Origin of the sequence: Enterobacter cloacae complex sp. IR5384 (assembly GCF_049237265.1) — a bacterium.
In the GTDB taxonomy this organism is placed as follows: domain Bacteria; phylum Pseudomonadota; class Gammaproteobacteria; order Enterobacterales; family Enterobacteriaceae; genus Enterobacter; species Enterobacter cloacae.
Genome location: NZ_JBMKHJ010000042.1, coordinates 1 through 23506, shown reverse-complemented (window position 1 = coordinate 23506; position 23506 = coordinate 1). Strand labels below are relative to the sequence as shown.

Below are 23506 nucleotides of genomic sequence, written 5' to 3'. Positions count from 1 at the left end.
GGACAGCAAGGGTAAATGGCACGCTGCGCGCCCTTGCTGACCAGAACGACTCCGGGCAGGCCGAACCGTCAGGCGATACGAAGACGAAATTCACACTGACGGAGAAACGACCATGACGATGAACCTGCACACCCCGACAACCGCCCCTAAAGCTGCACCGGCGACCAGCGTATCCCCGCTGGAGCAGTCAGGCTCCCCAAAAACGAAATTTCCTGAAATCAAAACCGTCAAAACGGCGGTGGTTAAACTGATCAGCGACATCGAGGGCAACCTCGATCAGCGTCTGGTATATCGCGAGGCCGTAGAGGGATTGTGCCAGGAGGCGGCCAACCGGATAACCCAGTGCATGCATTCACGCAGTACAGGGCAGACGCTACGTGATCTCCGCGAGCTGCTGTCGGTGACGCTGGACACCATTATCGTGGTGGAGTTTGAAGGGGAGCAGACCCGTCTCAACTATGGCGGACGTTCAGCAGAAGACGTGATCGCCATGCTGAAAGCGCTGCATCTTGAAGGACGCAAAGCCTGGCTGGAAGTGGAGTAAAAAAAAAGCCCCGTCCGCAGACGGGGCTGATTCAGTACAGGGCATTCAGCGGGATGCCCTCATCCCACAGGCGGTTAAATTCTCGCTGGTACGCCTCCGCCAGCTGCGGCGCATCCTCGATCAGCAGCACGTTTTCCGCGTTGCGCGAAACGGCGCTTGCCGTGTAGTTAAACGACCCGGTCTGGACGTTTTTGCCGTCGATCACCATAAACTTGTTGTGCATGATGGCGTAACGGCCGTTAAGGTGCACCGGCACGCCCTGGTTTATCAGATACGTCACGGCGGTGTAGCGGTCGCTGTTCGCCTTTTCGTCGGCCACCACGCGCACGGCCACGCCGCGCCGGTTAGCACCGGCGAGCGCCGTCGCGACCGGCTTACTGGTGAAGCTGTAGGCCGCGACGTCAATGCTCTGCCTGGCGTTGTTTATGGCGCCGAGCACGATTTCAAGAGCAGGGCGCCCGTCAGACGGCGAAAAACCCGCCGTCAGGACGGGCGCGGCGGTGGCGAACGCGGGCACGCAGAGGGCGGCGGCCAGCACCAGAAGGGTGGTTTTACGCATAGTTGTCCAGCTCCAGGTTTTTCAGTTCATCGAGGGTGTAAAAGCGGAAAACGTCGCGGTGTTTTGCCTCCAGTTGCACATGCTGGTTTTTCACGATCACGCTGGCGATGCTGTCGAAAATAATCTTCAGGGCGCGCTTTTTCGCCTCGTCCGGGGCGACGTAAAACGCGTACCGCCATTTTTTATCGCTGATAGCCAGCAGGTGGCTCGCCATGATGGACTGATAGCGCGCCTTTGTTTTGATACGTCGTTCGGTTTCAACGGCGATCAGCCTGCCGTCCGGCAGGCTGATAAGCCCGTCGGGACGGTGTTTGACGCTGTACTGACTGAGGAACGTTGAACGGTCGCCGTTAATCCACCCTGTCGCGCCGTTCTTCTCCAGCGTAAGGCGCACTAGCTGGTTATCAAGGTGATGGTCGAGTGACCAGCCGGTCAGGCGGTAGGGTTCAAAGCGGGCGGGCATTATGTTGTCGTCCGCCGTGAGGATAACGGCCAGCCCGTCGGTGGTAATGCCCCACAGGGATATTCTCGACGCGCGGGATTCATGCACGTGCTTCTGAATCAGCCCCATTTTCTCCACCTTCTCCAACAACCGGTAGAGAGGGCGGTCAGATTTAAAATCAAAAAGCAGCTTTATGATTTGAAAATCGCTGTAGGTTTCCTCCTTGAGAAAATTCAGCAGTACGCGAATTTTTTCAGTGCTGCGTGCATAACGTTCCTGATACGACGAAATAAGCATAGAAACTCCTTATTTTATAAATCCAGCAACGAATGTATTTCGTCATTTGGAGCGGGCTGTGATGCCATCAGCCACTCCTCGTCAGGTTGCACCGGCGGAGTGGGTATTGGCGTTGCTGAGGGTTTTTTGGTGGTTGTTGCGCTGACCGGAATAATGTCAGGTGCCGGAACTGCCGGAGCCGTTTTATCAAAATCCAGATCCAGCACCGGTTTAACTTCTGCCACCGTAGCGACTGCGACCGGCGGCAGGGTAAACAGCTCCAGTGGGGCTTTTTTAACCTTGAGCGGTGAGATTAACGACGGGAACGCGAGCGCGTTCTGGCTGAAGATATAGCTGACGAACTTCGGCAGGTTCTGGAGCATATTGCTGTCGATGTAATAGCTTTCCGCCTGCCGAAGCATGCGCTCGTTATCGACTTTTTCTGTCAGCACCGCCGTGGTGGTGACTTTCCGGCTTTCATCATCGACTAAAATCGTGCCCGACATGCGCGCAATCCATTCGGCGGTGTCTGGATCCTGAAGTTTATATACCAGCTTAAACTTGCAGTTTTCCACAACCGCCCCAACCACGGCGTCGCCGTTTAAATCCGCCGGACAGTCGCGCAGGTCGGCAATTGACTGGTGCGCCATTAATATATGGACGCCTTTATCGCGTGCCGCGCCTAACCCTTCGAGCGCCGGTTTGGACAGGTGATATTTCACCTCGTCCTTAAAGATGGCGATGGGGCGGATATTCCCCGCGACGCGGTCGCGCAATTCCGCGAGCTGGAACAGGCGAACTAAAATCATGCGCTGCGCGGTAATGATTTTAGAGTTACGCATCGAACCGATGATATAGCAGCAGCCGCCCTTGTCGAAAATCTCCTTCAGCGCAAAACCGCCTGGCGCGTTAATGCTGTTGAGCATTGCCAGCTCCTCGGTTTTACCGTGAAAGGCTTTAATCGTCTCGCCAATGCCCTGAACATAATCGCCGTTATAAATATCCCGCACGGTTGCGCCCGGATTATCCTTCACGAACTGCGCCGCCGTTCTCGCCGCCTTGCGGTCGTCGATACGGTAAAAATCCGCCGCCTCGCCTTTTTCCGCCAGACTGAAACCGGCCACGAATAATTCCTCCAGATGGTCGGCGGTGATACCGTCGATAAGGTTCATCTGGTATTCCTGTTTATTCAGGTCGATAAGCACAAAGGGTTTTCCGGCGTCCGCGCACGCTTTTTTATACAGGTGCGGTGCCCACTCGTCGTTTTTGGGGTCGAGAACAAAAACGCCCTCGTCGGCGAGGATGCTCTGATAAAGCAGAATACCGGTTACGACGCCTTTACCGGCACCAGTGGTGCCGATAATGTCGGCGTGCTGGGTCTGCCATTCTTTTAACGGAATATATTGCGGCTCACCCTCGCGGCTCAGCCCGATAAAAATCCCCTTATTCAGATCGATGTAATCCATCGGATCGTATTCTGTGGTGACGGGTAAAATTTCTTTTACCCGGCGAACGTCGGTTCTGCGGTCGCGCTCCATGCTGGTTTTTTTCACCATGCCGCATTTGACCTTATCAAATTCAGGCGAGATCAAACGCCGTAAAACCACGTGCAGAATAAAACCGGCGACGGTAAACAGTAGCGCCATTGTCCAGGTAAGCAGCGGCGGACTGGCGATATCTTCCCGGCCATAAATGCGCTGTAAAAACCAGACGGCCACTGGCGCTATCGAGCCGAAAACAAAACAGATCATGGAAAGCAGAATTAAGATCCTTTGCAGAAACGTCGGCTTTTCCTGACCGCCGTGTTTCGCAGAAAATATAAAAGGCAGCATGACGCCGGACAGCAGCGCTAACGCCAGTTGATGCGCCTGCAAAAAGGCGATAAAGGCCAGGACGGCATTTGCTATCGGCGACAGCAAATGATTCAGTTTGTCGAATATCACGATATTCTCCTTCACTTAAATTCGGTCAGCACCATCGGTCAGTCAGAACGGTCACAGGTTGTGATCGTTCTGACTGACCGATTCCATGCTGCAAAAGAAGTGGCCGCTAAGCGGCCATGATCGCAGGAGGTACACTCCCGCGATCTAACGGCGTGCGGCATTACGCGCGGGCTGGACGCCCTTACTGCATGTCGCATGGGGGTAATGTCCTGGCTGAACGCCCGGCCAAAACCCCCAAGGTCAAAAGAGGCCACACCGTCGCGCGCTACGCGCGACCACCCCCTAAAAGACGCCTGTTTTAGCCCTTTTCTTCGCCTTGTTCGTTCCTCACAAGACGAATTAAAGGGAAACTAGGCTTTTTAGGGGGTGGTCGCGCCACGCTACCGGCTTTTGGCCGGAGACTTAGGCACGACGGTGTGGGGGGCAAGCCCCCCAAATAAACCGACGCGTGGGCGCGTCTTTTTGCTCGCTGGGGCGGCAAAATTTATTCGGCCCCCCCCGGCTTTTTTCGGCTCACTTGGGGTGAGCGCTCAAAAAGTGGAATCGGCGACGCAAATTAGCAATTTCTTCGAAATTGAATTTACTCGCCTCCTGCCACTTCGCAGACTCAGGCGGCCTGTCGATTAGCAATTTTTTCAAAATTGAATCGCCATGCTCGCCAGTCTTCGAAGCCCGAAAAGCCAGGTCAAAACCGACCCTGTGCCGTTGTTAGTCGGTGGTAATAAGGAAGGATTCAAGAGGTTTTCCGGCGTCAAGTTCTTGCTGAATTACAACCGGCACGCGTCCGACGCCTGACCATTTTTTATGCACGCCGTTTTCAAAATACTGATATTTAGCTTTGCGTTTTGCCGACTTTTTGGCGGGAGTTGTACTAACCAGCTCTGTCGGTGAAAAGCCCTCCGATTCAATCAGCGCCAGCAATTCATTGCGCTTTTCTTCCCGCTGTCGGCGTAGCTTTTCCTGCTCGATATGCTCTGCGCGTTTTTCATCAAGCGCTGCTGAAATACGTGCACTCAGCATCTCCAGAAAGGCAAAATCACTTTCACGTAAAAACTTTTTCAGCGCGCGCTCTGAGGTTAATTCGTCCTGGATACGGTTCATAATTTCAGCTCCTTCGGCATAGATACGTTCAATCCTTTCAGCGGATCGCGTGGTGGATATTCAAAACCGAGTTCCCCGGTTTGCGCGTTTTTCAGCGTGACGATCATCGAATAGGTGTCGTCGTTTTTCTTCGATTTAAAACCTTTAATAACGTCGGTTTTGCCCTTGCCGATTAACTTCTCGGCCTGTTTTTCCGTCAGCTTTTTGCCGCGCACTTCCAGCCATATTTTGAACTGACAGCCCGTACAGGCGCAGGTTTTCGGCGTCATAACCAGCTCAGAACCGCACGACGGACATTTAACCGCGAGGCGGTTAAGCGCCGTTTTAACGGGATGTTTTTCCGTCGCGCTGATGGCAATATCGGCGCTCTCAACCAGGCGGGAAACTTCCGCGTAAAGACCATCAATAAAGCGCTCGATGGTCATTTCGCCGGTTTCAACCGCCGCCTGTTTTTCAGCCCATACGGCGGTCATATCCGGCTGCGTCACCGAGTCGGGCAGGGCATCAATTAACGCCAGCCCGGCGGCAGTTGGGATAAATTTGCCCTTTTCCACGGTGATGTAATCGCGGGTTTTCAGCGTCTCAATAATAGCCGCGCGGGTCGCCGGTGTGCCGATGCCGCCGTGTTCATCTTTTTTGTCTTTATCCTTCTCCTTGAGCAATTTTTTAATGCGCGGATCGGCGACAAAATCGGCCACGCGAACGAGGGCAGCGAGCAGGGTCGCCTCGGTAAACAGCGGCAGCGGTTTAGTTTTTTTCTCCGAAATCACCACCTCGCGGCAGGTTAATGTCGCCCCGGTTTGCAGGCGGCTGATGGCCTCAAACGAGGTGCTGTTTTCGTCCTCCTCGTCGTCTTCTTCCGCGTCGTTCAGGAACGTCGTAAAACCCGCATCGGTGATTTTACGCGCCGAGACTTTAAACATCTCGTCACCGCATTTAATCTCCGCGATCGACTCGTCATAGCGCTTTTTCGCCACGAACTGCGCGAGATAAAACTGCGCGATGGTGAGATAAACCGCCTTTTCCTTGTCGGTAAGGCGGCTTAAATCCGGCATGTTCGTCGTCGGGATAATGGCGGTGTGGGCGGTGACTTTTTTACTGTCAAACGCCGCACTTTTTTGCGCCGTGTCGGTGGTAAGGCCGTTAAAAACGTCGAGCGTTTTTAAGGCCGCCACCACCTGTGGCGCGTCGTTGAATTGTTCATCGGACAGATAAGAACAGTCAGAGCGGTTGTAGGTAATGTATTTACTGTCCTTGAGCTTCTGCGTGATATCGAGCGTCTGCTGCGCGGTCAGTTTGTGCCTGCGGTTCATATACACCTGGAGGCGCAGCAGGTTAAACGGCAGCGGTGCGGCCGTGGTTTTTCCCCGGTCGGTGGCGGCCGCGAGCACGCTGGCCGGTTTTCCGGCCAGAGCCCTCGCGAGTCCTTCCCCCCAGGCCTTATCCGTCAGCCGCTTTTTATCGTCCACCGGCGCGTATTCGGACGTCTGCCAGCGGGCGCAGACAACGTCCGTACCGCTGATAAACTGCCCTGCGAGCTGGTAGTAAAACGCCTCGCTGTGCGCCTGATTGTCGCGCCACCGGCGCACAATCATTCCCAGCACCGGCGTCTGGACGCGGCCAACCGAAATCGTGCCCTTATAGCCCTTATCGCGGGCTTTGAGGGTGTAACAGCGGCTCATACTGAAGCCAAAAATCGCGTCTCCTGCGCTGCGCATCAGGGCTTTCAGGTACATCCCACGAAAATCGCTGTTATCGCGCAGGGAGTTGATGGCTTTTTTCACCGCTGGCGCGGTGTTGTCGTTAATAAGCGCCCGTTTCACCGGCGCGGTGTTTCCGGCGAACTCCAGCACCTCGTCAACCAGGAGCTGCCCCTCGTCGTCCGGGTCGCCGCAGTGGACAACCATTTTGATATCCGGGCGCCGAATCAGCTTCACCAGGGTATTAGCCTGCTTTGCCACGCTCGCTTTTGGCTGAAGCTGTACCGGGTACAGCTTCAGCGGCAGGGTGTCGAGCGACCAGGTGGCGTAGGCCGGGTTGATCGTCTCCGGGGGCACCATTTCCAGCACGTGGCCGACGCAGTAGCTCACGATATCGGTCGCCGATTCGGCATAGCCGTCGTGCCGGGTGAAGTTGCCGCCCAGCGCTTTCGCGATATCGCTCGCGACTGCGGGTTTTTCTGCAATCCACAGTCTCATTCTTGATCTCTCCTGATTTCATCCATCGTTTCGAAGTACATCATTCGACTTTCCTGAAAGTCGTTATCAGACAGACTAAAGCCATGATCCGCCGCTACTGTCATGAACGTCTCAGCATCACGGACGCTGAGACTGGTCAGAACATCGTGCAATTCGCACAGGGCGCGATATTGGTAGATTTCGTAATGCAGGCCGCAGCCGCGATGCGCTTCTTTCTCGATGCGAGAAATCAGGCTCGCGGCACTAACGGAATCACCACGCACATGCGGCCACGGCGGGGCTATAAATCCGGTTTTTGTTGCCATTGGAGTGCATCCTTATCGTTGAGTTTTTCCCATTCCGCCGCCTCGTCGTCGCTCAGCGGAACGGTGTAAAAGAAGACCGGCATACTGAGCACGGAGCGGAAGAACGACTGACGTTCTGCTGGTAATGCCTGGAAGGTCGGCGAGTGCTGCGCGGCGAGCTGGACGAGTTCGGACGTGTTGGCCTGAAAATGATCCTGTTTCTGGCTGATTTCCGACAAAACGAGCAGCACCGTCTGCAAATCACCTGCAGGAAGCTCCTCATCTTTCAGCAGCCCGGAAAAGTTATTAATAGAAACGGTTTGATTAATCACGTGGTGTCTCCTTTACGGCTGCCGTTTTACCAACCGTTCATACGGCCAAATTTCGAGATGATCTTGCCGACAATGGCGCTGTCAGCGGACGGGCAGGCGCTCAGTTTTTTCTGCCGCGCTGCGGCGGTGTGATCGGGTAAAAACGACCCCTTTTTTTTCTTTTTGATGCTCATGAAATTTTTGTACATCGGGTCACACTCGGCGGGACTGCTGCCGTCGAGCTTTCCGGCCAGGCACAGCACCATCGCGCACGGGTCATTCGGGTCGGCATTCTGGCCATCGGCGGCGAACGCCGGAGAAGTAAGGGCGCACAGCAGCGCCGCCGTGATTACGGTGTGTTTCATGATGATTTCCTCTGAAGGGAAGCAGGGCGCTAACGCCCGTTGGTTGTTCAACGTCGGTGACGGTCTGAAGGACTCAGACCGTCGCCGCCGTTATCGGTAGAAGACGATTTCTGAGGTGTCGCAGGTCAGGCAGCCGGAGCGGGGGCGAAACTCCACCACACCCTTGTAGCCGCCCTCGCGGAGCCAGGTTTTGGCCGCAAAGAAGCGCTGGCCGTCCGGGGCATTTACTACCGCGCGCGAGGCGTGCGCAACCGCGTACCACTGTGCGGCCGGGTAAATCCCGCCGGGTTCAAAACGCGTAAGCACCTGCGACCAGTGCCCTTCCGTCACCGGCGAGGCCACGATAAGACGGTTGGGTTCCCATACCGGCCGGGTGGTCGTTACCGGCTGCGCCGGTTGTGACCAGTCAACGGCCGCAGGCTCCGGTGGCGAAGAACAGCCCGCCAGGAGGACGACGATCGCCGTCAGGCCGGTCAGTTTAGGCAGCATCATTGAAACTCTCCTTCATAGCCTGCATGTGCAGGGGTTTAAAATAGACGTCGCTCATGCGGCGCACGTTGCCGTGAACGTCCACGCTCACAATGACGTCGACGCAGTGCAGTACCTTGCGCAGCAGCACGTCAACCGGCATGCCCCGGCACGCCGGATGCTCGTAGCAGCGGTCAATCAGCCCGGAGATACACTCGCGCGGGCTGCCCGCGTGCAGGGAGGACATAAACCCCTCGTGCCCGGACTCAATCAGCTTGAGTGCGTCCCACGCCTCGCGGCCACGCACCTCGGCGAGCAGGGGGCGGTCGGGGTTCATACGGTAAATCGCGCGCACCAGGCGATCAGAGGTGACTATTGCGCCCTCTCCGGCGTCCGCCGGGTAGAACAGATGAACGTAGTTTTTCTGGCTGTAAAACTTCAGCTCCGGGTTGTCCTCGATGGTGATAAGGCGCAGCGTCTCGGGAATGTAGTGCAGCAGCATCTTCATGTAGGTGGTTTTCCCAGAGCCTGTTTCCCCCACCACAAAGAGCGTTTTGCCGTACTCCACGCACTTTTCCATAAAAAGCGGGATATTCCCGGACAGGTATATGCGGCTCAGCTCCCCGTCTTTTGATTCCACCTTTTCTGTACCCTGCACCCGGTCATAAAACCCGGCATCGATATACGACTGATGGGTGCGCTGGAAGTAGTCCGGCTTACGCAGGGTGATTGAGATGGTGTTACGCTCACAGGCCGGGGGCACCACTATCTGGCAGCGTTCTCCTGTAGGGAGCGTGGCCGAGAGGATAGGCGACGTTTCATCAATGGTGTCGTTGTTCCACACGGCCAGCGCCCTGGCAAAGGACGAGCACTGGCGCAGCGTGACCGGCGAGGCGTGCATTTCCCACGCCCCGTTGATTTTTGTGTGCAGCTCTCCGGGGCGGTTGATGGCAATTTCCGTCAGCCCCTCCCGGCTCAGGTAGTCCCCGAACAACAGATCGCGCAGGTGTGACAGCGCGACGTTGCCCTCTGACGGGGTATCAGTCAGTTTATCGTCCATCGCTTACCTCATGCGCAGTCTGTAGACGTCTGAAAAATCAATGTCCGCCCCCGTGACCAGGCCAATCACGTCACCCTGGTTGAGGTACATCGTCGGCGGGATGTTGATGCTGTTTTCCAGGAGCGTTTTTGCCATTTCCGCCGTGGCCGCGCGGGTGTTCTCCGTGTAGTCCGTGTTGCGATCCTTGCCCGGCGACGAGCCGGAGGCCGCAGCGGCAAAGTCCTGTACCGTGCCGAGCAGGAGGGTATTACCTATCCGCTCCAGCCAGTGATTGTCTATCCAGCCCGCGACGCCGTTCTCGCCAAGCGCCCCCACGGCCTGGCTGTCAACCATCGGAATAACCAGGCGGCCGGGTTCCGGCGTGCGCAGCTCGGTGATGGCGAGGAACAGACGCCCCTGCCCGTTTTTCAGCGTGCCGGTGCGGTACAGGCCGCGCGCCTCAGTGCCTGCCGGGATAAGGCGCACGGCGTTGCTGGCGCTGTAAATGTCCTCGCTGATAAGGCAGTTAAAGCGCCCGCCCACGTCCGATACAAAGCGCTGCATCATCGCGCAGGGGATATGCCGGTCGGCCGGAATGTACAAATCCGGATCGAGGCCGAGCCGCTTCACGCCGGTAATGCGCGCCAGCCCGTTATCCTGCGACTGCCCGGCGGGTGTTGCAGAGCCTGGCGCGGACGCGCTGCCCGCAGGTGATACGTTACTGCTGGACGTGCTTTTCGGGGCGCTGCTTGCAGTGGTTGGGGCGCTGTCTGCCAGGGCGCTGACCTTGTCAAACGTCAGGGGGGGCGGTGATGCCTGCGGCGGCGCGGCGGTATCAGTCGGAGTAGTCTTCTCCTGGCCGGTTGTGTCTGCCAGCTGTCCCAGCGGGTTCAGATCCCGTCCGAGGTTATTGCGCTCGCGGGCGGGGGAGGTGGCGTGCGATTCCGGTTCATGGCTCGCGCTTTTTCCGCTGCCGTCACCCTTCAGTTTCGCCATCAGGTAATCCCCGCCGGTGGCGATAATGACCAGTAACACCAGGCTGATGGCGGCCAGCACGAGCGAGCGGCGGCTGCGGCGCTTCGCGTGCTGCACCACCTGTGGCTGTCCGGGTGGCACCGCGCCTGCGGCGGGTTTATCGCCGTCAATCTCTGCCCGCGCCCGCTCGCGGGCTTCCGCCTCCAGTTCGGCGGCGGTTTTAATGTCTTCCTGTTCGTTCATCATTTGCTCTCCAGTTTCACATCCGGTGAGACGGTGCTGCCGTTCGCCACGGTGACTTTCCCGTAACTGCCGTTTTCAATCCCCACGACCTGGCTGCCGTAGCGCAGCACAAAGCGTGGAGAAAGAGAGCGCAGTACCATCACCCGGTAGTTACCCTCGGTGCTGAAGGTCGGGGTGATCACCTGCTCGCTGCCGCCGACGATGACGGTCGGCGACGGGATCAGCTTCTGCGGTGAAAAGCCGAGATAGGTAAACCGGCCGTCGTCATACGCAAAATCCGGGGTGATCGACTCCGAACCTGCCGCCACCCTGCGGGTGTAGTTCCAGTTGCGCGGCGCAGTGGATTTCTTCAGGGCAAACTGAATGCGTTCTTTCTCCTGCGCGGCCTGAAGCTCCTGCTGACGGGCGAGGCGGGCTGCGTCGTTCTGCCTGCGGGTATCGTCGGGGTAGCTGAAGCGCACCACAAAGGCCAGATTTCCCGCCTCGCGATCGTTATCGATCACGTTCAGCATCAGGCTGTAGTCGCGCTTTGTGGTGGTCACAAACAGGTTGGTCTGCCAGTCCTGCTGCGTGGGGGTGAAAATCTTCTGGACGGTTTTGCCGTCCGCATCCGTTACCGGCTGCTTCACCGGCGCGGGGCTAATCCCCACGCGGTTACGGTCGGGTGTGATCGTCCAGCCCTGCGGAAAACCAGCGGTGGCGGTGATCACCTCCTCGTCGGCGTCAAAAACCAGCGTCGTGATGTAACCCGCCCGCGTGTTAATCACTGTCGTGTTCTGGCTGTTGTAGGGGATGTTCTGCATGCGGCTGTCATAGGCGCTGCCGCGCGGTGTCGCCGCACCCCATGCTGACGCTGCGGTCAGCAGGAGGGCACACATCAGTACCTTATTCATCGCTTTTCTCCTTAAACCGCTGGTAACTGGTGACGATGAAGCCGAACGGGTTCACCTCGCGCTCGGAGGCCGTCATTTTCTTCTGCGGGAAATAGCGGTAGGTCATGCGCACCGTCCAGTAATCATACGTTTCGGTGTTGTCCTTGACCTTTCGAATGGTGCGCTTGATGCGCAGCATCTCCACCATGCTGGAGCCGGTGCCCTCTGACGGTACGTTGGAGAGGACTTCCACCGTGACTACATAGGCCGCCTGCTGAAACACAGCGTCCGGCGCGTCCGGGCTGTTAAACCAGTCGAGGTATTCCTTGTTGACCTCGTCGCTGTTGAACATCTGCGTCTCTCTGTAGTCCTGCTGAAGGGCGAAATAGTTGTACCCCTCGCGGCGCTTCACGTAGGACGCAGTCTGCGAGAGATTGAGCACCTCGGAGGTGTCCAGCTTGTCCTCGCCGACGGTGGTGACGCGCTCGATGCGCCCGGTCTGACGGTCGAGCGTGTACAGCTCCACGGTGGTGGTTTTGAGCGGTAGCAGCAGGATAAGGGCGGCAAGGGCGAAGACGAGCAGCAGACCGGCGAGCGCCGCCACGATCCAGCCCGCCTTTTTCATGCGCATATCCCGCTCAAGAATGGCGTTCTCAAACGAGCGCGAGTCGCTCAGGGCTTTGGCGGTAAGTTCAGACATGGGGGGTTAACTCCTGAATAATGGCCGGGGAATTGACCGGCTCCGGGTTGCCCGACACGGGCGGAAGTTGGGTGTTTCGCTGTGCGCAGCCTGCAAGCAGGCACAGCATCAGCAGCGTGATGCCGTATTTCATGGTGTTTTTCCTGTGGTAAAGACGTGACGAAGCCGCAGGACGCCGTTGCGGCGTCCCGCAGTTCAGTCAGACTGGGTTATCTCTGGTAGCGTTCCTGCATCCGCTGAACGGCGGCGCGGCTGCGGCTGCGCGCATCGCCGGTGGCGCGGGAGGCCGTGGAGGCAGACGAGGCCGTTGCGCTGCCGGTGCTGTTAAGGTTCTGTGAGGCTTTATCCCCCACCGCACCGGCTGCGGAGGAGGCGGATTGACGGGCTGAACCTACTCCCGACGCGGCAAGTGCCTGAGCGGCACCCTGTGCGGATGCACCGGCAAGCGCCTCGGCCAGCTTATAGGTCAGGACCATCACGGCGGCGGCACCCGCCGTGCCGAGGAAGACCTGAACGGCCAGAGTCAGGTAGTTGGCATCGGATGCTTTTGTGGCGCCCGCCAGGATGTAGTCCAGGTAATCCATTACCACCGTCAGGGCGATGCCGCTGAACAGGGATGTAAGGATGCAGCCCAGAATAATTCTGAGCCAGTTGCTGAACATATCCCGGAACCACGACCACATCAGGCAGTAGATAAAGATCGGGGCGGTCGCCAGCATCAGCAGCATCACCAGTTCGGCTATCAGGTTAATGATGGCCGTGATGCCTACCAGTAACATGACGCCTGCCCAGACCAGAAACTGCGCCAGAGTGCCTTTTAGAGCGACATAGGTTGAATCATCATAAGAGTAAAGCTTCTCCCCAAGTGCTTGAGCCTTTTCCCAGACGGTATCCAGCCGCGCCCAGATCGACGCGTCGCCGCTGAATCCGTCCCGCAGGCCGGTGATGGCATCCGAAACCAGATCGAGATAGCCTCCGGCGTTGGTGACGAAAATCATGATGATGAGCATCCGGCTCACGTCCCACACGATCTCCTCGAAGGGGCGGACTAGCTTGCCTGCCATCGTCTGGTAGGCGCGCCACGTGATGTACAGCGAGAGCACCGCGACGGAGAACAGGTGTGCCATCCACCCCCCCGTATCGGCGGCCACGCTGGTGAGCACGCTGTCAAACCCCTCCATGATGTGGCTGTTTAATCCGACGAATATTCCACTCATGGTGCGTTCTCCTGTCGCTAATTCAGGTCAGCAATAGGCTCTTGCACGCGAGCTTTATCAAGGTCTTTCAGGATTTGCTTATATCCTTCGGCAACATCAGGTTTAGCTTTTTCACGGTGAAGGGCGGAGCGTGCATTCTGGCAATCGGTGGGCACAAAATTATGATTAAAAATGCACTCCCTGTATTTCGCCAGCATGTCGTCATGGTGTGCCATATACCAGTCTACGGAGGTTTTATCCTCGCAGCCAGTAAGCGCGGCCACTGAGGCCAGAACAATAAAGGTCAGTGTCTTCAGTTTCATGGGGTCACCTGTTAGTTAAGGTCTGCGATTGGAGCTGTGCGCATTTGCTCGGCCTGCGCCTTTCGGCGTTGTTCGGCAAGCAGCTGGTTGCGCATCTCACTTTGTTTGACCGACATTTCCCATTGAGTGGTCAGGGCGTTCAGCTGGATACTCCGCGCGGACACTACGTTCGCCAGATCCTGCGATTCTTTACTGTCCTTCGCATTCTCGATGCGACTGGCGAGATTACTAATATCGCTCAGCGTGTCGGAAATTTTTTCCTGGATGTCAGAAGTGTCCTCGACGGACACCGCCTGATTGAGGAGCATCTGTTTGCAGCTATCCCGGTACGCCTCGCTGGCGTTCTCCGGGCAGTTGTCGAACAGTTTGTATTTGTCATACAGCCTGTTTAGTTCCCCAGCATAAGACCCGCCTGAGCCGGTTAACAGATCGTTTAAGGAAATCCCCCTGTTTTTCAGATTTTTAATGTCAGCCGTCAGGTTTTTTGCCTGATTCAGGAATGCCTGGACGTCCCGAATACCGGTGGCCGTTGCCAGCTGTTGTTTATAAGCGTTCATCTGCGACTGATAATGTTGAACCGTCTGCTGCCACTGCTGGAGCTTCTCCGCCCACTGCTGGATGTTGCTGGCGTTGGCTACTTCATCAAAAACGGGAATACCGGCCTGAGCCGGGACGTGAAAGAGACACAAGGCGACGGTCAGCGCCGTCAGGGTGGTTTTCAGTTTCATGGTGTTATCCTTTTGTGATTAAACGGCACGTCTCAGCATTTCGTCTTTCCAGTCTTCCGGCTTCATACCCTCCTGCCAGATCTCGTCAAAAATTTTCAGGTTGTCCGCACTGGCGCTGAGCAGCTTCGTGTAGCGACCTAGCCCGGAGAGGTCGAGGGTGATTTGTGCGATATACGGGCGCACGTCACCACGCCGCAGCGGAGATTTCATGATCACCATCTGGCGGGCGTAGGGGTCGAGGGTGGTCACGATGTCGTAAACCGCTTTCGGCACCCGCAGCATGTCCACGTAGTCGTACTCCTTCGCCTGCTGGTTCGCCATGAAGATGCGGGTACTACACTGCTCGATAATGGCCGCCGAGATCTCGTGCTTGCACATCTCCTCCGGCGACTGCGTGGCCGGGAAGAAAATGCCGTTGAGCTTTCGAATGACCTTCAGCATGTCGAGGGCGAATTTTGAAAACTCCGGGTCCTGAAGCCATTTCCAGAATTCATCCATGAAAATGACCAGGCGGCGGCCATCGAGGAGGCTGGTCACGCGGTAGAGCAGGTAGAAGGTGAGCGGGCTGCGCACGTCTTTGTCGTTCAGGAACTCCGTGCCGTCGATGCCGAAATTATCAATATTGTCGATATCAAAGGTGTCCACGTCATTATCAAACACCCAGCCAAACTCCCCGCCCTGCGCCCACTGCTGGAGACGGATGCGCAGCCCGTTCATCCGTGCGTCCTTCGTCGGGGCTTCATGCAGCACTTCCAGCATGCGGGTGATGCCGTTGCGACGAAGCTCAGGCGGGTAGTCCAGCATGATGGTGTCCACTGCCTCGCTGAGGCGTTCTTCATCGCGCGGGTCGAGCGGTTTGCCGTCCCTTGTGCACATCATTCGCATCAGCTTCTTGAGGAAGTTGCGGTTACGTTTCGTTGGAGCGAGCGCAAACGGGTTAAGGCCGGTCTTCTCGCCTGAACGGAAACGGAAGTACGAGCCGCCCTGGAGGCGTATCGACATTTCCGCCGAACGGTCTTTATCAAAGACCACCGAGGTGAAGCGCTTTTTCGTCGCCCCCGGCGCAAACGACTCAGGACGCCGGTATTTCTGCATCAGATGCTGGAACATCATCAGCAGGGTCGATTTCCCCGTCCCGGTACTGCCGAGCAGCATGGTGTTACCCGGCGGCTTCTCGCTGAACTCGTCAACATCGGCCTGGCTGTTGTGCAGATTCACGTACTGACATCCCCCGGACGGGGTCGGAACAACGGCAATCGCCTCCCCCCAGGCATTCCCGTCCCGCTTGTGCGGGTGAAAGTTGTGAAACGACACCATTTCGGCGTAGTTGAGGCTGCTCACCGGCACCAGACGCGGGCGCAGGTGATACACACCCGGCAACTGCGCGAGATACGCCGCCGACAGCGACTCGCGGGACAGGGTCATGATGAAACCGAGATCCTTCAGGGTATCCGCCAGGGTGTTGGTGTCCCGGATAACCTGCTCGCTGGTTGGGGCGCTGACAATAAGCGTCTGGTGATATTTCCCGAATGAAATAATGCCGGACTGAAGCATGTCGCGGGCGACCTTCAGGTCTTCCTGCTGGGAGATCGCATCATCCTCGGCAGACTTCAGGCGTTTCTCGATGGTGCGGATGCAGCCCCGCGCTTCATCCTTACCCATGCAGGTATAGGACTGCGTGAACAGGTACCGGCAGCGGGCATAAAGAAGCGAGTCATACAGCCCGGTGATGGTTTCAGTGCTGTAATCCTTGATTTCCAGCCCGCGAAAGTAGCTCTGGCCGTCGGTGTGGCTGACCTGGCCAATGTCGGTGGAAGGGAAAATATCCGTGCCGCCCAGCACGTCATAAAACGGCGTGCGGGTGACGCGGACTTTCTGCCACCTGCCGGTGATCAGAAAGTTGTAAAACGCCAGCTGGGAGGAGAACACGTGCCCGTTCTCCTCATAAGTGCCAAGCGGCCGCGCCGCGTAGCGTGACAGCGCCGTGCCAATCGCTTGCCGGTGCTCCTGCATCACCTGCAGGGCATTGTCGAGCAGGGTTTTACGTTCGCCCAGGGACTTCTGTTTCATGGTCGCCCGCTCAATGCCGGTGTGCGGATTGAAGCAGACGGTGAAGAAGAGGCGACGCTGGTAGAAAGGTTTGCCCTCGCGGGAGGCGTAAAACAGACGCGCGATTTCATCTGAAAACGGAATCCCGGATTCACATTCAAGCGTGTCGGTAAATTCGTCGCTCACCAGATGGGTATAGAAGGTAACGGGTAGCCCCTCAAAGGAGCGGATAACGTTGTTGAGCTGCATGTCCAGGGTGGCGAGGTAATGTTCATCCTCGCATTCAAAAATGATACCGCCGATCTCCCAGGTGCTGACAAAGTCACCTTTTTTGTTCTTCACCACCTGCTCGTGCAGGTGGGAAGACCAGGGGAGATAGCGGGACAGCGGGATACTCTCGTTGAGCCGCATATGTTTTATAAACTCCGTAACGTCTATGGCGTCGTACTGGTTTGCGACAAGCGCCTTTGTCCCGAAATGCCGGGTCGCCGCGCGGTTGCCACGCGTTTTAAACGCCAGCAACTTCAGGTCAAAGAAATGAATGTCCTCTTTTGCCAGCCGTCTCAGCTCGATAAAGGCAGGTATGAGAAGCAGGAGAAGCCAGTAAAAACGTGACCAGACGGCCGCCAGGGTAAGGATGCACAGGGTGAACAGCAGGGGGACAAGCGGGACCCCCCACAGCGCCGCCGGTCGGGTCAGCGCCTTGTTGAGGATGGTCATGCTGCCTCCTTAGGCGGCGAAGTAGGCACCGAACCCGGACGCCCCGGCGAGCAGGACACCCGCCCAGAACACGCGCTGGAGATCGTGCCAGGCCTTGCCGTCAACAAGCATCTTGTAGGCGATAAAGGCCACCGCACAGCTGATAGTGACGACTGACATACCAGTTAGGCCGAGGAAGACCCAGTTAATGGCGTCACTGCCTTTCTGAAATGCCTGGTCAGCGCTGGCCGCCATTGCTGGAACAGCAGACAGGGCGGAAAATGCGGCAATCAGGCGGGTTGCAGCGGTTTTGATAGTACGTAAAGTCATGATCTCTTCCTTAATCAGAAGACACAGCGAGGCCGCCGCGCACGACATGTGGCGGATAAGCAGCGATGCTGGTCGGGGTGGTGTCGGGTGCCGGAATTACGCCGCGTATGACGCTATCCGGGTAAACAGTGTTGTCGGACGGGACGGCAGGCGCTTCCCCGGATGAGGGAGATGCTGTCTGCTGTTCTGCCCGCGTTGAGGGCACAACGTAGCCAATACGCTGTACGTAGCTTGTGTTGCCGAACGCGCTTTCCGGGCGCTGGCCGGTTTCAAAGTTGCCTGAGTAATAGCAGCTCAGGGCGCGCTGTAATGTTCCTCCTCGTTGATAGCAGTCGGTGATGATTTTCGCGGCAACAGTCATGTTGTCACAGGGGTTAAACATGGATTCGGCGCTTACGCCGAACTGCGGGAAGTTGGTGCTGGTTATCTGCATCAGCCCTACTGAATAACGGTGCTTTTTCTGCTTTATGGCCTCCACAATTTTTAGCGCCTCGTCTTTCGACGAAGGCAGATGAGAAATCACGCGGCTCCTGCCGCCCTTTACCGGGACAATCTCAGCGATGGCATATGGATTTAAGCCGGATTCGGTGCGGGTGATGTCGTGGATGGTATCGGGGTGAACGGCGGGAGCACACTGCATTGCGAGCTGAAACAACGCGGCAGTGGTTAACATAGTCAGTCCTTTCTGTAGAGCAGTACCTTACCGGTGGCACAGTCCGGGTTGATAAATAACTGAATGTCGCCCTGGCTGTTAGCTTGGGCAACACCGATTTTTGTAAGCGTCATTGCCAGCCGATCACCCTTCACCGAATACACGTTGTGCGTGTACTCGGTCATGGGGGTGAATACGGCTTCAAGCAGTGAGGCCGGAGCAGGCGTGATGTCAGGCATTACATTTCCTATTTTCCAGCAGTGAGGTGATTGCATCGATACGTCGCAGCCTGTCGGCAATAAGTACGGATACATCGGATTTTTTGAGTCCCTGCGCTTTCACAGTCAGGGTAGTGATTTCTGCCCGCAGGGCTGCCCGTTCAATTAGCAATTCTCGGACGTTATCCGGCAGCTCCCTGAGCGACCAGGTGCCATTAATGGCACGCGTGATACGGTCACGGGAGGAGCGTAGCGGCGGCTTGCCGAGAGTTGAATAAGGATTCTGACGCAGCGCCTTACGGCGGACGGTTTGCATGCTCATGGCTGTTTCTCCTGGGTATGAGTAAGCCACCCGCGTGCGGTGCACAGTGGGAGACAGGGAAGGATTAAACGGGAGGCTTAACGATACAGAGGAGTGAGAGTGTTACCCATTACAGGCGCGGCACGTCATCTCTTTACGCAGTCACAGAAAACACCTCCTTATCCTGACCGGGGAACGCCGCTGCTAGGTTATTAAAGAGCTAATGATTTGATTAATACAATAGTGCTTATAAGTTGGGTATTCAATAAAATTATAACTTATAGTATCGATTTAAGAATGATTCCAATTTTTAGGACTTTTTCAGCTGTGTAAAATGTTGGAGATGTTTGAAAAAATTGAAAAAAAATACTGGCAGGATAAAATCAAGAAAATCTCCAAATTCAGAGTAATAAAAATGCAAGATCTCGATGATGCAAAAGTGATAGAGGTACTGGCGAAGGTATTGACCAAAAAAGGTATTTCCAAGGTAAAGCACAATAGTTACATAAGTAAGGTGCTACAGATCACTACATCAGCGGGCTATAAGAAGTTGAATGGTGCGACCAAGTGGGAGGTTCAGCAACTCATAAAAGTAGTCCAATCCGTTGGCATGGATATGATTGAGTTTTTCCGTATTTATTATGAGGATAATAAAGAAATTCAAGATGCGATCTGGAACGATGGCCGCAGTGAACACTCTTGTAAGGTATGCCTCTATCCTGAAGGTTCGGAAGTAAACACAGAATACTCAGCACTGAAAGTAGCTGACCAATGGAACATTTTTCCGACAAATGATTTAAAAGATGAACTGCTTTATGAATCAAAACGAAGCATAGAAAGTATTGTCATAAATCCAAAGGTAATTAGCAGCACTAAGTATCGAATTGCACTACTTGATGACGATGCTAATATCACCGAAAGCTTAAAAGAAATCCTTTCGAACGATTATTATCAAGTAGATACTTATGATAACTTGAAAAAACTTACTCAAGCTGTCGCAACAAATCCGTATGACGCATATGTTTTGGACTGGATCATCGGTGATGAAACAAGCTTTAAGTTGGTTAAAGCTATAAGGTCGTCAAAAAATAAAAATGCAATGATAATCGTTCTTACAGGTCAACTATCTGGTATAAAAGATGATGAAATTGTAAAGTCAATTCATGATTATGACATTGTGGGACCATACGAAAAGCCGATTAAATCAGGCATCATCAAATCTAACATTGAAAAATATTTCGCCAGATAGATTATGAGAAATTTACTTGAATATTCCGGTAGCTTGATAAGTAACGATAGTTTGATCGTAGCACCTTACGATTATCAGAAGCTAAGCTATGAAAATATTTTACCATTAAACAATGGTCTTATAAAAAACTGGAATATACAAAAATTCTCAAGTGATTACTCTGAAATAGAACACCTAAATGTGATCAATGGCATGGGAGTGACATTAGGTGATTCTATCGTCGGGATTTCTGTGCTGTCAGCAATCAAAAAAAAGAATCCCAAGATTAAAATTAAGCTTATTCGACCGGAGACTGCACCGTCATATGTTGAGGAACTGTATGAATTAGCATCCTCGGTTATAGATGAGCTTCATTACATGCCTTTTCATATTCAGAAATTGCCTTGTACTGCATTGAATATTGATGTGGGAAATCAGCTATATTCTCCAGATTTCCATATTATGGAAATGCATGATTATTTTATCCAAGGTCTTGGCGTGAAACTTGATGATGTTAACCATAATGAGCTATCTAATAAATGGTTAGGCAATATTGATCTCGGAGCGCCAGTTTTTGAAAACTACACACTTTTTGCACCTATTGCTAGCACAAAAATAAGAAGTATACCGTCGAAGTTCTATTATGACATAGTTGATATGCTTTCTAGGCGCGAAGGAAAAACGGTACTAGGTTTCGTGGATGTGAATCATAAAAATTATATTAACATATCAAAGTATTCACCCCATACGAAAGATTTCATAGCGCTAATTAAGTATGCTAGCAACGTTTATACTTGTGACTCCTCTGCATTGCATATAGCCGCTGGATTTGGTGTACCTACTGAATGCGTGTTTAATACAATACCGCCAGAATTAAGAACAAAGTATTACAGTAAGTGTAAGTCGATTTATGTTGGGAATAAAAGATTAGAAAAAATTCAGAGTAGTGAAGATTTCCAACTGGTTAAAATGGTGGAAAATAATTACAGGGAGTATCTTTATGGTTAAAATAATATCATTCTTATCCCTAATGCTTTTGTCAATTAGTGCATATAGCAATATTGGGGATATAGTTATAGATGGTTCAATCGCTAATGCTAACAGTGATAAAGGTTATGTGATTACTGAAAAGCAGTTTGATTCGTTCCCACGGGATACCATCGTAACGACAACACCTTGGACGCCAACCGGTAAAAAAGTAAAATTCAAGGGCGTCGACCTAAGTTATGTTTTAAAACTCGCTGGCGCTAATGGAGCAAAGCTAAAATTCCATGCTCTGAATGATTATGAAATCATTGTAGACATGAATGACGTTGAAAAATATAACATTTTATTGGCTACAGAAATGGATGGAAAAAGGCTTCAAATAAGGGATTTTGGACCTTATTTTTTGGTATATCCTTTAGATGAACATTATATTGAGCTTAACACGCCACACTATCTTGCACGGTTCATTTGGCAGATAGACAAAATTACGGTGCTCAAATGAAAAAAAATTTCTTTATCATTTTGGTTGCTCTGCTTTTGTTGATAGCATTCACTGTGTCTAGTGTTGTTAAGTACACCAGTCTTTTATCGGAGAAAAATTTATACACCGTCGCTGGCACCCAAGAAAACTACGGTTTCTCAGTGGCAAAATTCATTATACAGTTGAATGAGCTTTACACGCTAATCAATAGCGATAATACTATTGACGATGTTAGGCTTAAATTCGATATCCTTTATTCTCGTTTGAATGTTATTTATGTAAAGAGTGAGGCGACTGCACCTCTATATAAACAGCAAGGCTATGAAGAAACAATTGATTCGATAAACAAAAAGCTTGAAGACATAGACGGGCTGCTTTCGCATAATCACCCTGATTATAAAAAAATAAGTACAATCATAGCTGATATAAAACCGCTAACTAAAACCGTTACAAATCTTGCTGATATGGCTGAAATAGCACAAAGGAATGACGCTCTTAAAGATTTCAGGAGCAAACGTCAGCAGTTATGGACTCTGCTTTTTATTACAGGTGGGTTGATTTCCTTACTTCTTTTTGTCCTATTTATTTACATAAGTAAAATTAACCGATTGTTACTATCAGAACGGGCTGCTTTTGCCAGTAAAAATGCATTTTTAGGTATGGTAGGCCATGAACTCAGAACATCTTTACAGGCAATAGTGTCTATCATTGATGTCGTAACCAATAATCTGAGTGGAGGGATTAAATCTGGTCAGATAGAACGACTTGAAACTGCTGTTTCGAAAATGGAGCGCCAGTTAAATGATTTGGCTGAATTTGCAAAAATTGACAACGGATCTGTAGAGATAAAAAACACCTATAATAGCTTGCAAGCAATTGTTACTAACGCTGTGCAGGATTGCATTGCTATTTATGAAAAAAAGGATGTCACAGTTAAAATAAAAAACAATAATGATGCAGTGATTTTTACAGATGCTCTACGCCTTAATCAAGTAATTGAAAACTTAACCAGTAACGCTATTAAGTACACTGAGCGCGGGGAAGTTAATGTAGATTACTTTATAGAAAAAGGTAAGGTATTAAATATTGTCATTTCTGATACCGGAAAGGGAATCCCTAAAGACAAACTAAAGTTCATATTTAAACCATTTACACGAGTTGTAGATTCGAAATCCACTGTACCTGGATTTGGGATGGGACTTGCTATTGTTGCAGGGATAATCAGACTATTAAAAGGTACTATTCATATATCTAGTGAAGTAAATGTAGGTACAACTGTTACAGTGAGAATACCTATCAAGTTGGGAGATAGCAGCCTTGCAACAGCTGAGGTATCTGCTTCAGCTCCCGGAGATGTCTTCGGCGTTCTTAGCTTGCTTGTTATTGATGATAATGAAATGGCCTGTTCGTCTCTTTCCAGTCTGCTTACTAATGCTGGATACATTGTCGAGGCTACAACCTCGCCTGAACGAGCCCTGGAAAAGCTTCTGCGTAAACCTTATGACGTTGTCCTGAGTGATTTACAAATGCCAGGCATGACAGGTGATGAGCTGTATGCAACTGTTAGTAGCAGTCAGAATCCTAATCGATCCACGCCTTTCATATTCATCAGCGCATACAGTGATGCACACTCTATCGGACAGGCTCCTTTGTTAACTAAACCTGTCAGGTTAAAAGATATAAACCTTAAAATACATGAGGGTATGTCAAATCAAGGACGAGTCAAAAGTGAGTAGGCATTGTCGTAATATTTGCGATTATAGCTTTGGTGTTCTCGATCGTTGCGAATTTTGAAAATTTGTGGAGTCAAATGGCGCCGAAAGCCCGGCGTAGCCGGTTACCTGGCTATAAACTCTGCCACCCTACCCCCTGCCCTGATTAGCCTTAACGGCACTGTTGCAAATAGTCGGTGGTGATAAACTTATCATCCCCTTTTGCTGATGGAGCTGCACATGAACCCATTCAAAGGCCGGCATTTTCAGCGTGACATCATT

At 53.1% G+C, this 23506-nt stretch carries 27 protein-coding genes; 5 read left to right on the top strand and 22 right to left on the bottom strand.

Translation table 11 applies throughout. From position 1 onward, the window contains the following. Positions 1 to 112 precede the first annotated feature (112 nt). Complete coding sequence (locus ACOTX3_RS22955) at positions 113 to 544, top strand: hypothetical protein (RefSeq protein WP_001531161.1); 432 nt, start codon at positions 113 to 115, stop codon at positions 542 to 544. Between the two features lie 31 nt (positions 545 to 575). On the opposite strand, the gene ACOTX3_RS22950 is transcribed toward ACOTX3_RS22955, so the two are convergent. The 22 genes from ACOTX3_RS22950 to ACOTX3_RS22845 form a co-directional block, all read right to left on the bottom strand. Continuing rightward, a complete protein-coding gene (locus ACOTX3_RS22950) occupies positions 576 to 1103 on the bottom strand; it encodes a phospholipase D family protein (RefSeq protein ID WP_001232861.1) in 528 nt (175 codons plus the stop codon). Continuing rightward, positions 1096 to 1842, bottom strand: a complete 747-nt coding sequence (gene mobC, locus ACOTX3_RS22945) for a MobC family replication-relaxation protein (protein WP_000909125.1) — start codon at positions 1840 to 1842, stop codon at positions 1096 to 1098. The genes ACOTX3_RS22950 and mobC overlap by 8 nt, the downstream gene beginning before the upstream one ends. 14 nt (positions 1843 to 1856) lie before the next feature. Beyond that, entirely contained in the window at positions 1857 to 3764 is a 1908-nt protein-coding gene (locus ACOTX3_RS22940) for a type IV secretory system conjugative DNA transfer family protein (protein WP_000575554.1), read from the bottom strand. 708 nt (positions 3765 to 4472) lie between these two features. Continuing rightward, positions 4473 to 4865, bottom strand: coding sequence for an H-NS family nucleoid-associated regulatory protein (locus ACOTX3_RS22935; RefSeq protein ID WP_001079960.1), 393 nt, complete (start codon positions 4863 to 4865; stop codon positions 4473 to 4475). After that, on the bottom strand, positions 4862 to 7063 hold the full coding sequence (locus ACOTX3_RS22930; RefSeq protein WP_001241818.1) for a type IA DNA topoisomerase: 2202 nt from the start codon (positions 7061 to 7063) through the stop codon (positions 4862 to 4864). The genes ACOTX3_RS22935 and ACOTX3_RS22930 overlap by 4 nt, the downstream gene beginning before the upstream one ends. Then, entirely contained in the window at positions 7060 to 7368 is a 309-nt protein-coding gene (locus tag ACOTX3_RS22925) for a hypothetical protein (protein WP_000212005.1), read from the bottom strand. The genes ACOTX3_RS22930 and ACOTX3_RS22925 overlap by 4 nt, the downstream gene beginning before the upstream one ends. After that, positions 7344 to 7679, bottom strand: a complete 336-nt coding sequence (locus tag ACOTX3_RS22920) for a hypothetical protein (RefSeq protein WP_000610141.1) — start codon at positions 7677 to 7679, stop codon at positions 7344 to 7346. Before ACOTX3_RS22920 ends, ACOTX3_RS22925 begins: the two co-directional genes overlap by 25 nt. Positions 7680 to 7705: 26 nt before the next feature. Continuing rightward, positions 7706 to 8023, bottom strand: coding sequence for a TrbM/KikA/MpfK family conjugal transfer protein (locus ACOTX3_RS22915; RefSeq protein ID WP_000683352.1), 318 nt, complete (start codon positions 8021 to 8023; stop codon positions 7706 to 7708). A gap of 90 nt (positions 8024 to 8113) precedes the next feature. Beyond that, the gene (locus tag ACOTX3_RS22910) at positions 8114 to 8515 is read right to left on the bottom strand and encodes a cag pathogenicity island Cag12 family protein (protein ID WP_000979494.1); all 402 of its coding nucleotides are present in this window, start codon (positions 8513 to 8515) and stop codon (positions 8114 to 8116) included. Further along, entirely contained in the window at positions 8502 to 9551 is a 1050-nt protein-coding gene (gene virB11, locus ACOTX3_RS22905) for a P-type DNA transfer ATPase VirB11 (protein ID WP_000342114.1), read from the bottom strand. Before virB11 ends, ACOTX3_RS22910 begins: the two co-directional genes overlap by 14 nt. 3 nt (positions 9552 to 9554) lie before the next feature. Beyond that, a complete protein-coding gene (gene virB10 / locus ACOTX3_RS22900) occupies positions 9555 to 10751 on the bottom strand; it encodes a VirB10/TraB/TrbI family type IV secretion system protein (RefSeq protein ID WP_000980841.1) in 1197 nt (398 codons plus the stop codon). Then, the gene (virB9, locus tag ACOTX3_RS22895) at positions 10748 to 11641 is read right to left on the bottom strand and encodes a P-type conjugative transfer protein VirB9 (RefSeq protein ID WP_001045307.1); all 894 of its coding nucleotides are present in this window, start codon (positions 11639 to 11641) and stop codon (positions 10748 to 10750) included. The genes virB10 and virB9 overlap by 4 nt, the downstream gene beginning before the upstream one ends. Further along, positions 11634 to 12320, bottom strand: a complete 687-nt coding sequence (locus ACOTX3_RS22890) for a virB8 family protein (protein ID WP_001293055.1) — start codon at positions 12318 to 12320, stop codon at positions 11634 to 11636. The genes virB9 and ACOTX3_RS22890 overlap by 8 nt, the downstream gene beginning before the upstream one ends. Beyond that, positions 12313 to 12453 carry a hypothetical protein gene (locus ACOTX3_RS22885; protein ID WP_000873539.1) on the bottom strand — a complete coding sequence of 47 codons (141 nt, stop codon included), beginning with the start codon at positions 12451 to 12453 and terminating at the stop codon, positions 12313 to 12315. The genes ACOTX3_RS22890 and ACOTX3_RS22885 overlap by 8 nt, the downstream gene beginning before the upstream one ends. A gap of 76 nt (positions 12454 to 12529) precedes the next feature. After that, positions 12530 to 13537 (bottom strand): type IV secretion system protein, encoded by a 1008-nt coding sequence (locus ACOTX3_RS22880; RefSeq protein WP_000014166.1) that lies wholly within the window; start codon positions 13535 to 13537, stop codon positions 12530 to 12532. A gap of 17 nt (positions 13538 to 13554) precedes the next feature. Further along, positions 13555 to 13839: an EexN family lipoprotein gene (locus ACOTX3_RS22875; RefSeq protein ID WP_000769859.1), complete on the bottom strand. Its 285-nt coding sequence runs from the start codon at positions 13837 to 13839 to the stop codon at positions 13555 to 13557. Positions 13840 to 13850: 11 nt separating this feature from the next. Further along, positions 13851 to 14567, bottom strand: coding sequence for a type IV secretion system protein (locus ACOTX3_RS22870; RefSeq protein ID WP_000770034.1), 717 nt, complete (start codon positions 14565 to 14567; stop codon positions 13851 to 13853). Between the two features lie 18 nt (positions 14568 to 14585). Beyond that, positions 14586 to 17336 carry a VirB3 family type IV secretion system protein gene (locus ACOTX3_RS22865; protein WP_000153996.1) on the bottom strand — a complete coding sequence of 917 codons (2751 nt, stop codon included), beginning with the start codon at positions 17334 to 17336 and terminating at the stop codon, positions 14586 to 14588. Positions 17337 to 17345: 9 nt separating this feature from the next. Next, entirely contained in the window at positions 17346 to 17645 is a 300-nt protein-coding gene (locus ACOTX3_RS22860; RefSeq protein WP_000175462.1) for a TrbC/VirB2 family protein, read from the bottom strand. A gap of 10 nt (positions 17646 to 17655) precedes the next feature. Beyond that, a complete protein-coding gene (locus tag ACOTX3_RS22855; RefSeq protein ID WP_000958205.1) occupies positions 17656 to 18318 on the bottom strand; it encodes a lytic transglycosylase domain-containing protein in 663 nt (220 codons plus the stop codon). Positions 18319 to 18320: 2 nt separating this feature from the next. After that, the gene (locus ACOTX3_RS22850) at positions 18321 to 18536 is read right to left on the bottom strand and encodes a hypothetical protein (RefSeq protein ID WP_001112907.1); all 216 of its coding nucleotides are present in this window, start codon (positions 18534 to 18536) and stop codon (positions 18321 to 18323) included. After that, positions 18529 to 18837 carry a hypothetical protein gene (locus ACOTX3_RS22845; RefSeq protein WP_000062770.1) on the bottom strand — a complete coding sequence of 103 codons (309 nt, stop codon included), beginning with the start codon at positions 18835 to 18837 and terminating at the stop codon, positions 18529 to 18531. The genes ACOTX3_RS22850 and ACOTX3_RS22845 overlap by 8 nt, the downstream gene beginning before the upstream one ends. A 313-nt stretch (positions 18838 to 19150) precedes the next feature. On the opposite strand from ACOTX3_RS22845, the gene ACOTX3_RS22840 reads away from it, so the two are divergent. The 4 genes from ACOTX3_RS22840 to ACOTX3_RS22825 are packed head-to-tail and all read left to right on the top strand — an operon-like array spanning position 19151 to position 23248. Then, positions 19151 to 20065, top strand: coding sequence for a helix-turn-helix domain-containing protein (locus tag ACOTX3_RS22840; RefSeq protein ID WP_000891983.1), 915 nt, complete (start codon positions 19151 to 19153; stop codon positions 20063 to 20065). Between the two features lie 3 nt (positions 20066 to 20068). Then, positions 20069 to 21052, top strand: coding sequence for a hypothetical protein (locus ACOTX3_RS22835; RefSeq protein WP_001245143.1), 984 nt, complete (start codon positions 20069 to 20071; stop codon positions 21050 to 21052). Further along, complete coding sequence (locus tag ACOTX3_RS22830) at positions 21045 to 21533, top strand: molybdopterin-dependent oxidoreductase (protein ID WP_000238872.1); 489 nt, start codon at positions 21045 to 21047, stop codon at positions 21531 to 21533. The genes ACOTX3_RS22835 and ACOTX3_RS22830 overlap by 8 nt, the downstream gene beginning before the upstream one ends. Continuing rightward, on the top strand, positions 21530 to 23248 hold the full coding sequence (locus ACOTX3_RS22825; RefSeq protein ID WP_421631648.1) for a hybrid sensor histidine kinase/response regulator: 1719 nt from the start codon (positions 21530 to 21532) through the stop codon (positions 23246 to 23248). Before ACOTX3_RS22830 ends, ACOTX3_RS22825 begins: the two co-directional genes overlap by 4 nt. The last annotated feature ends 258 nt before the right edge of the window (positions 23249 to 23506 follow it).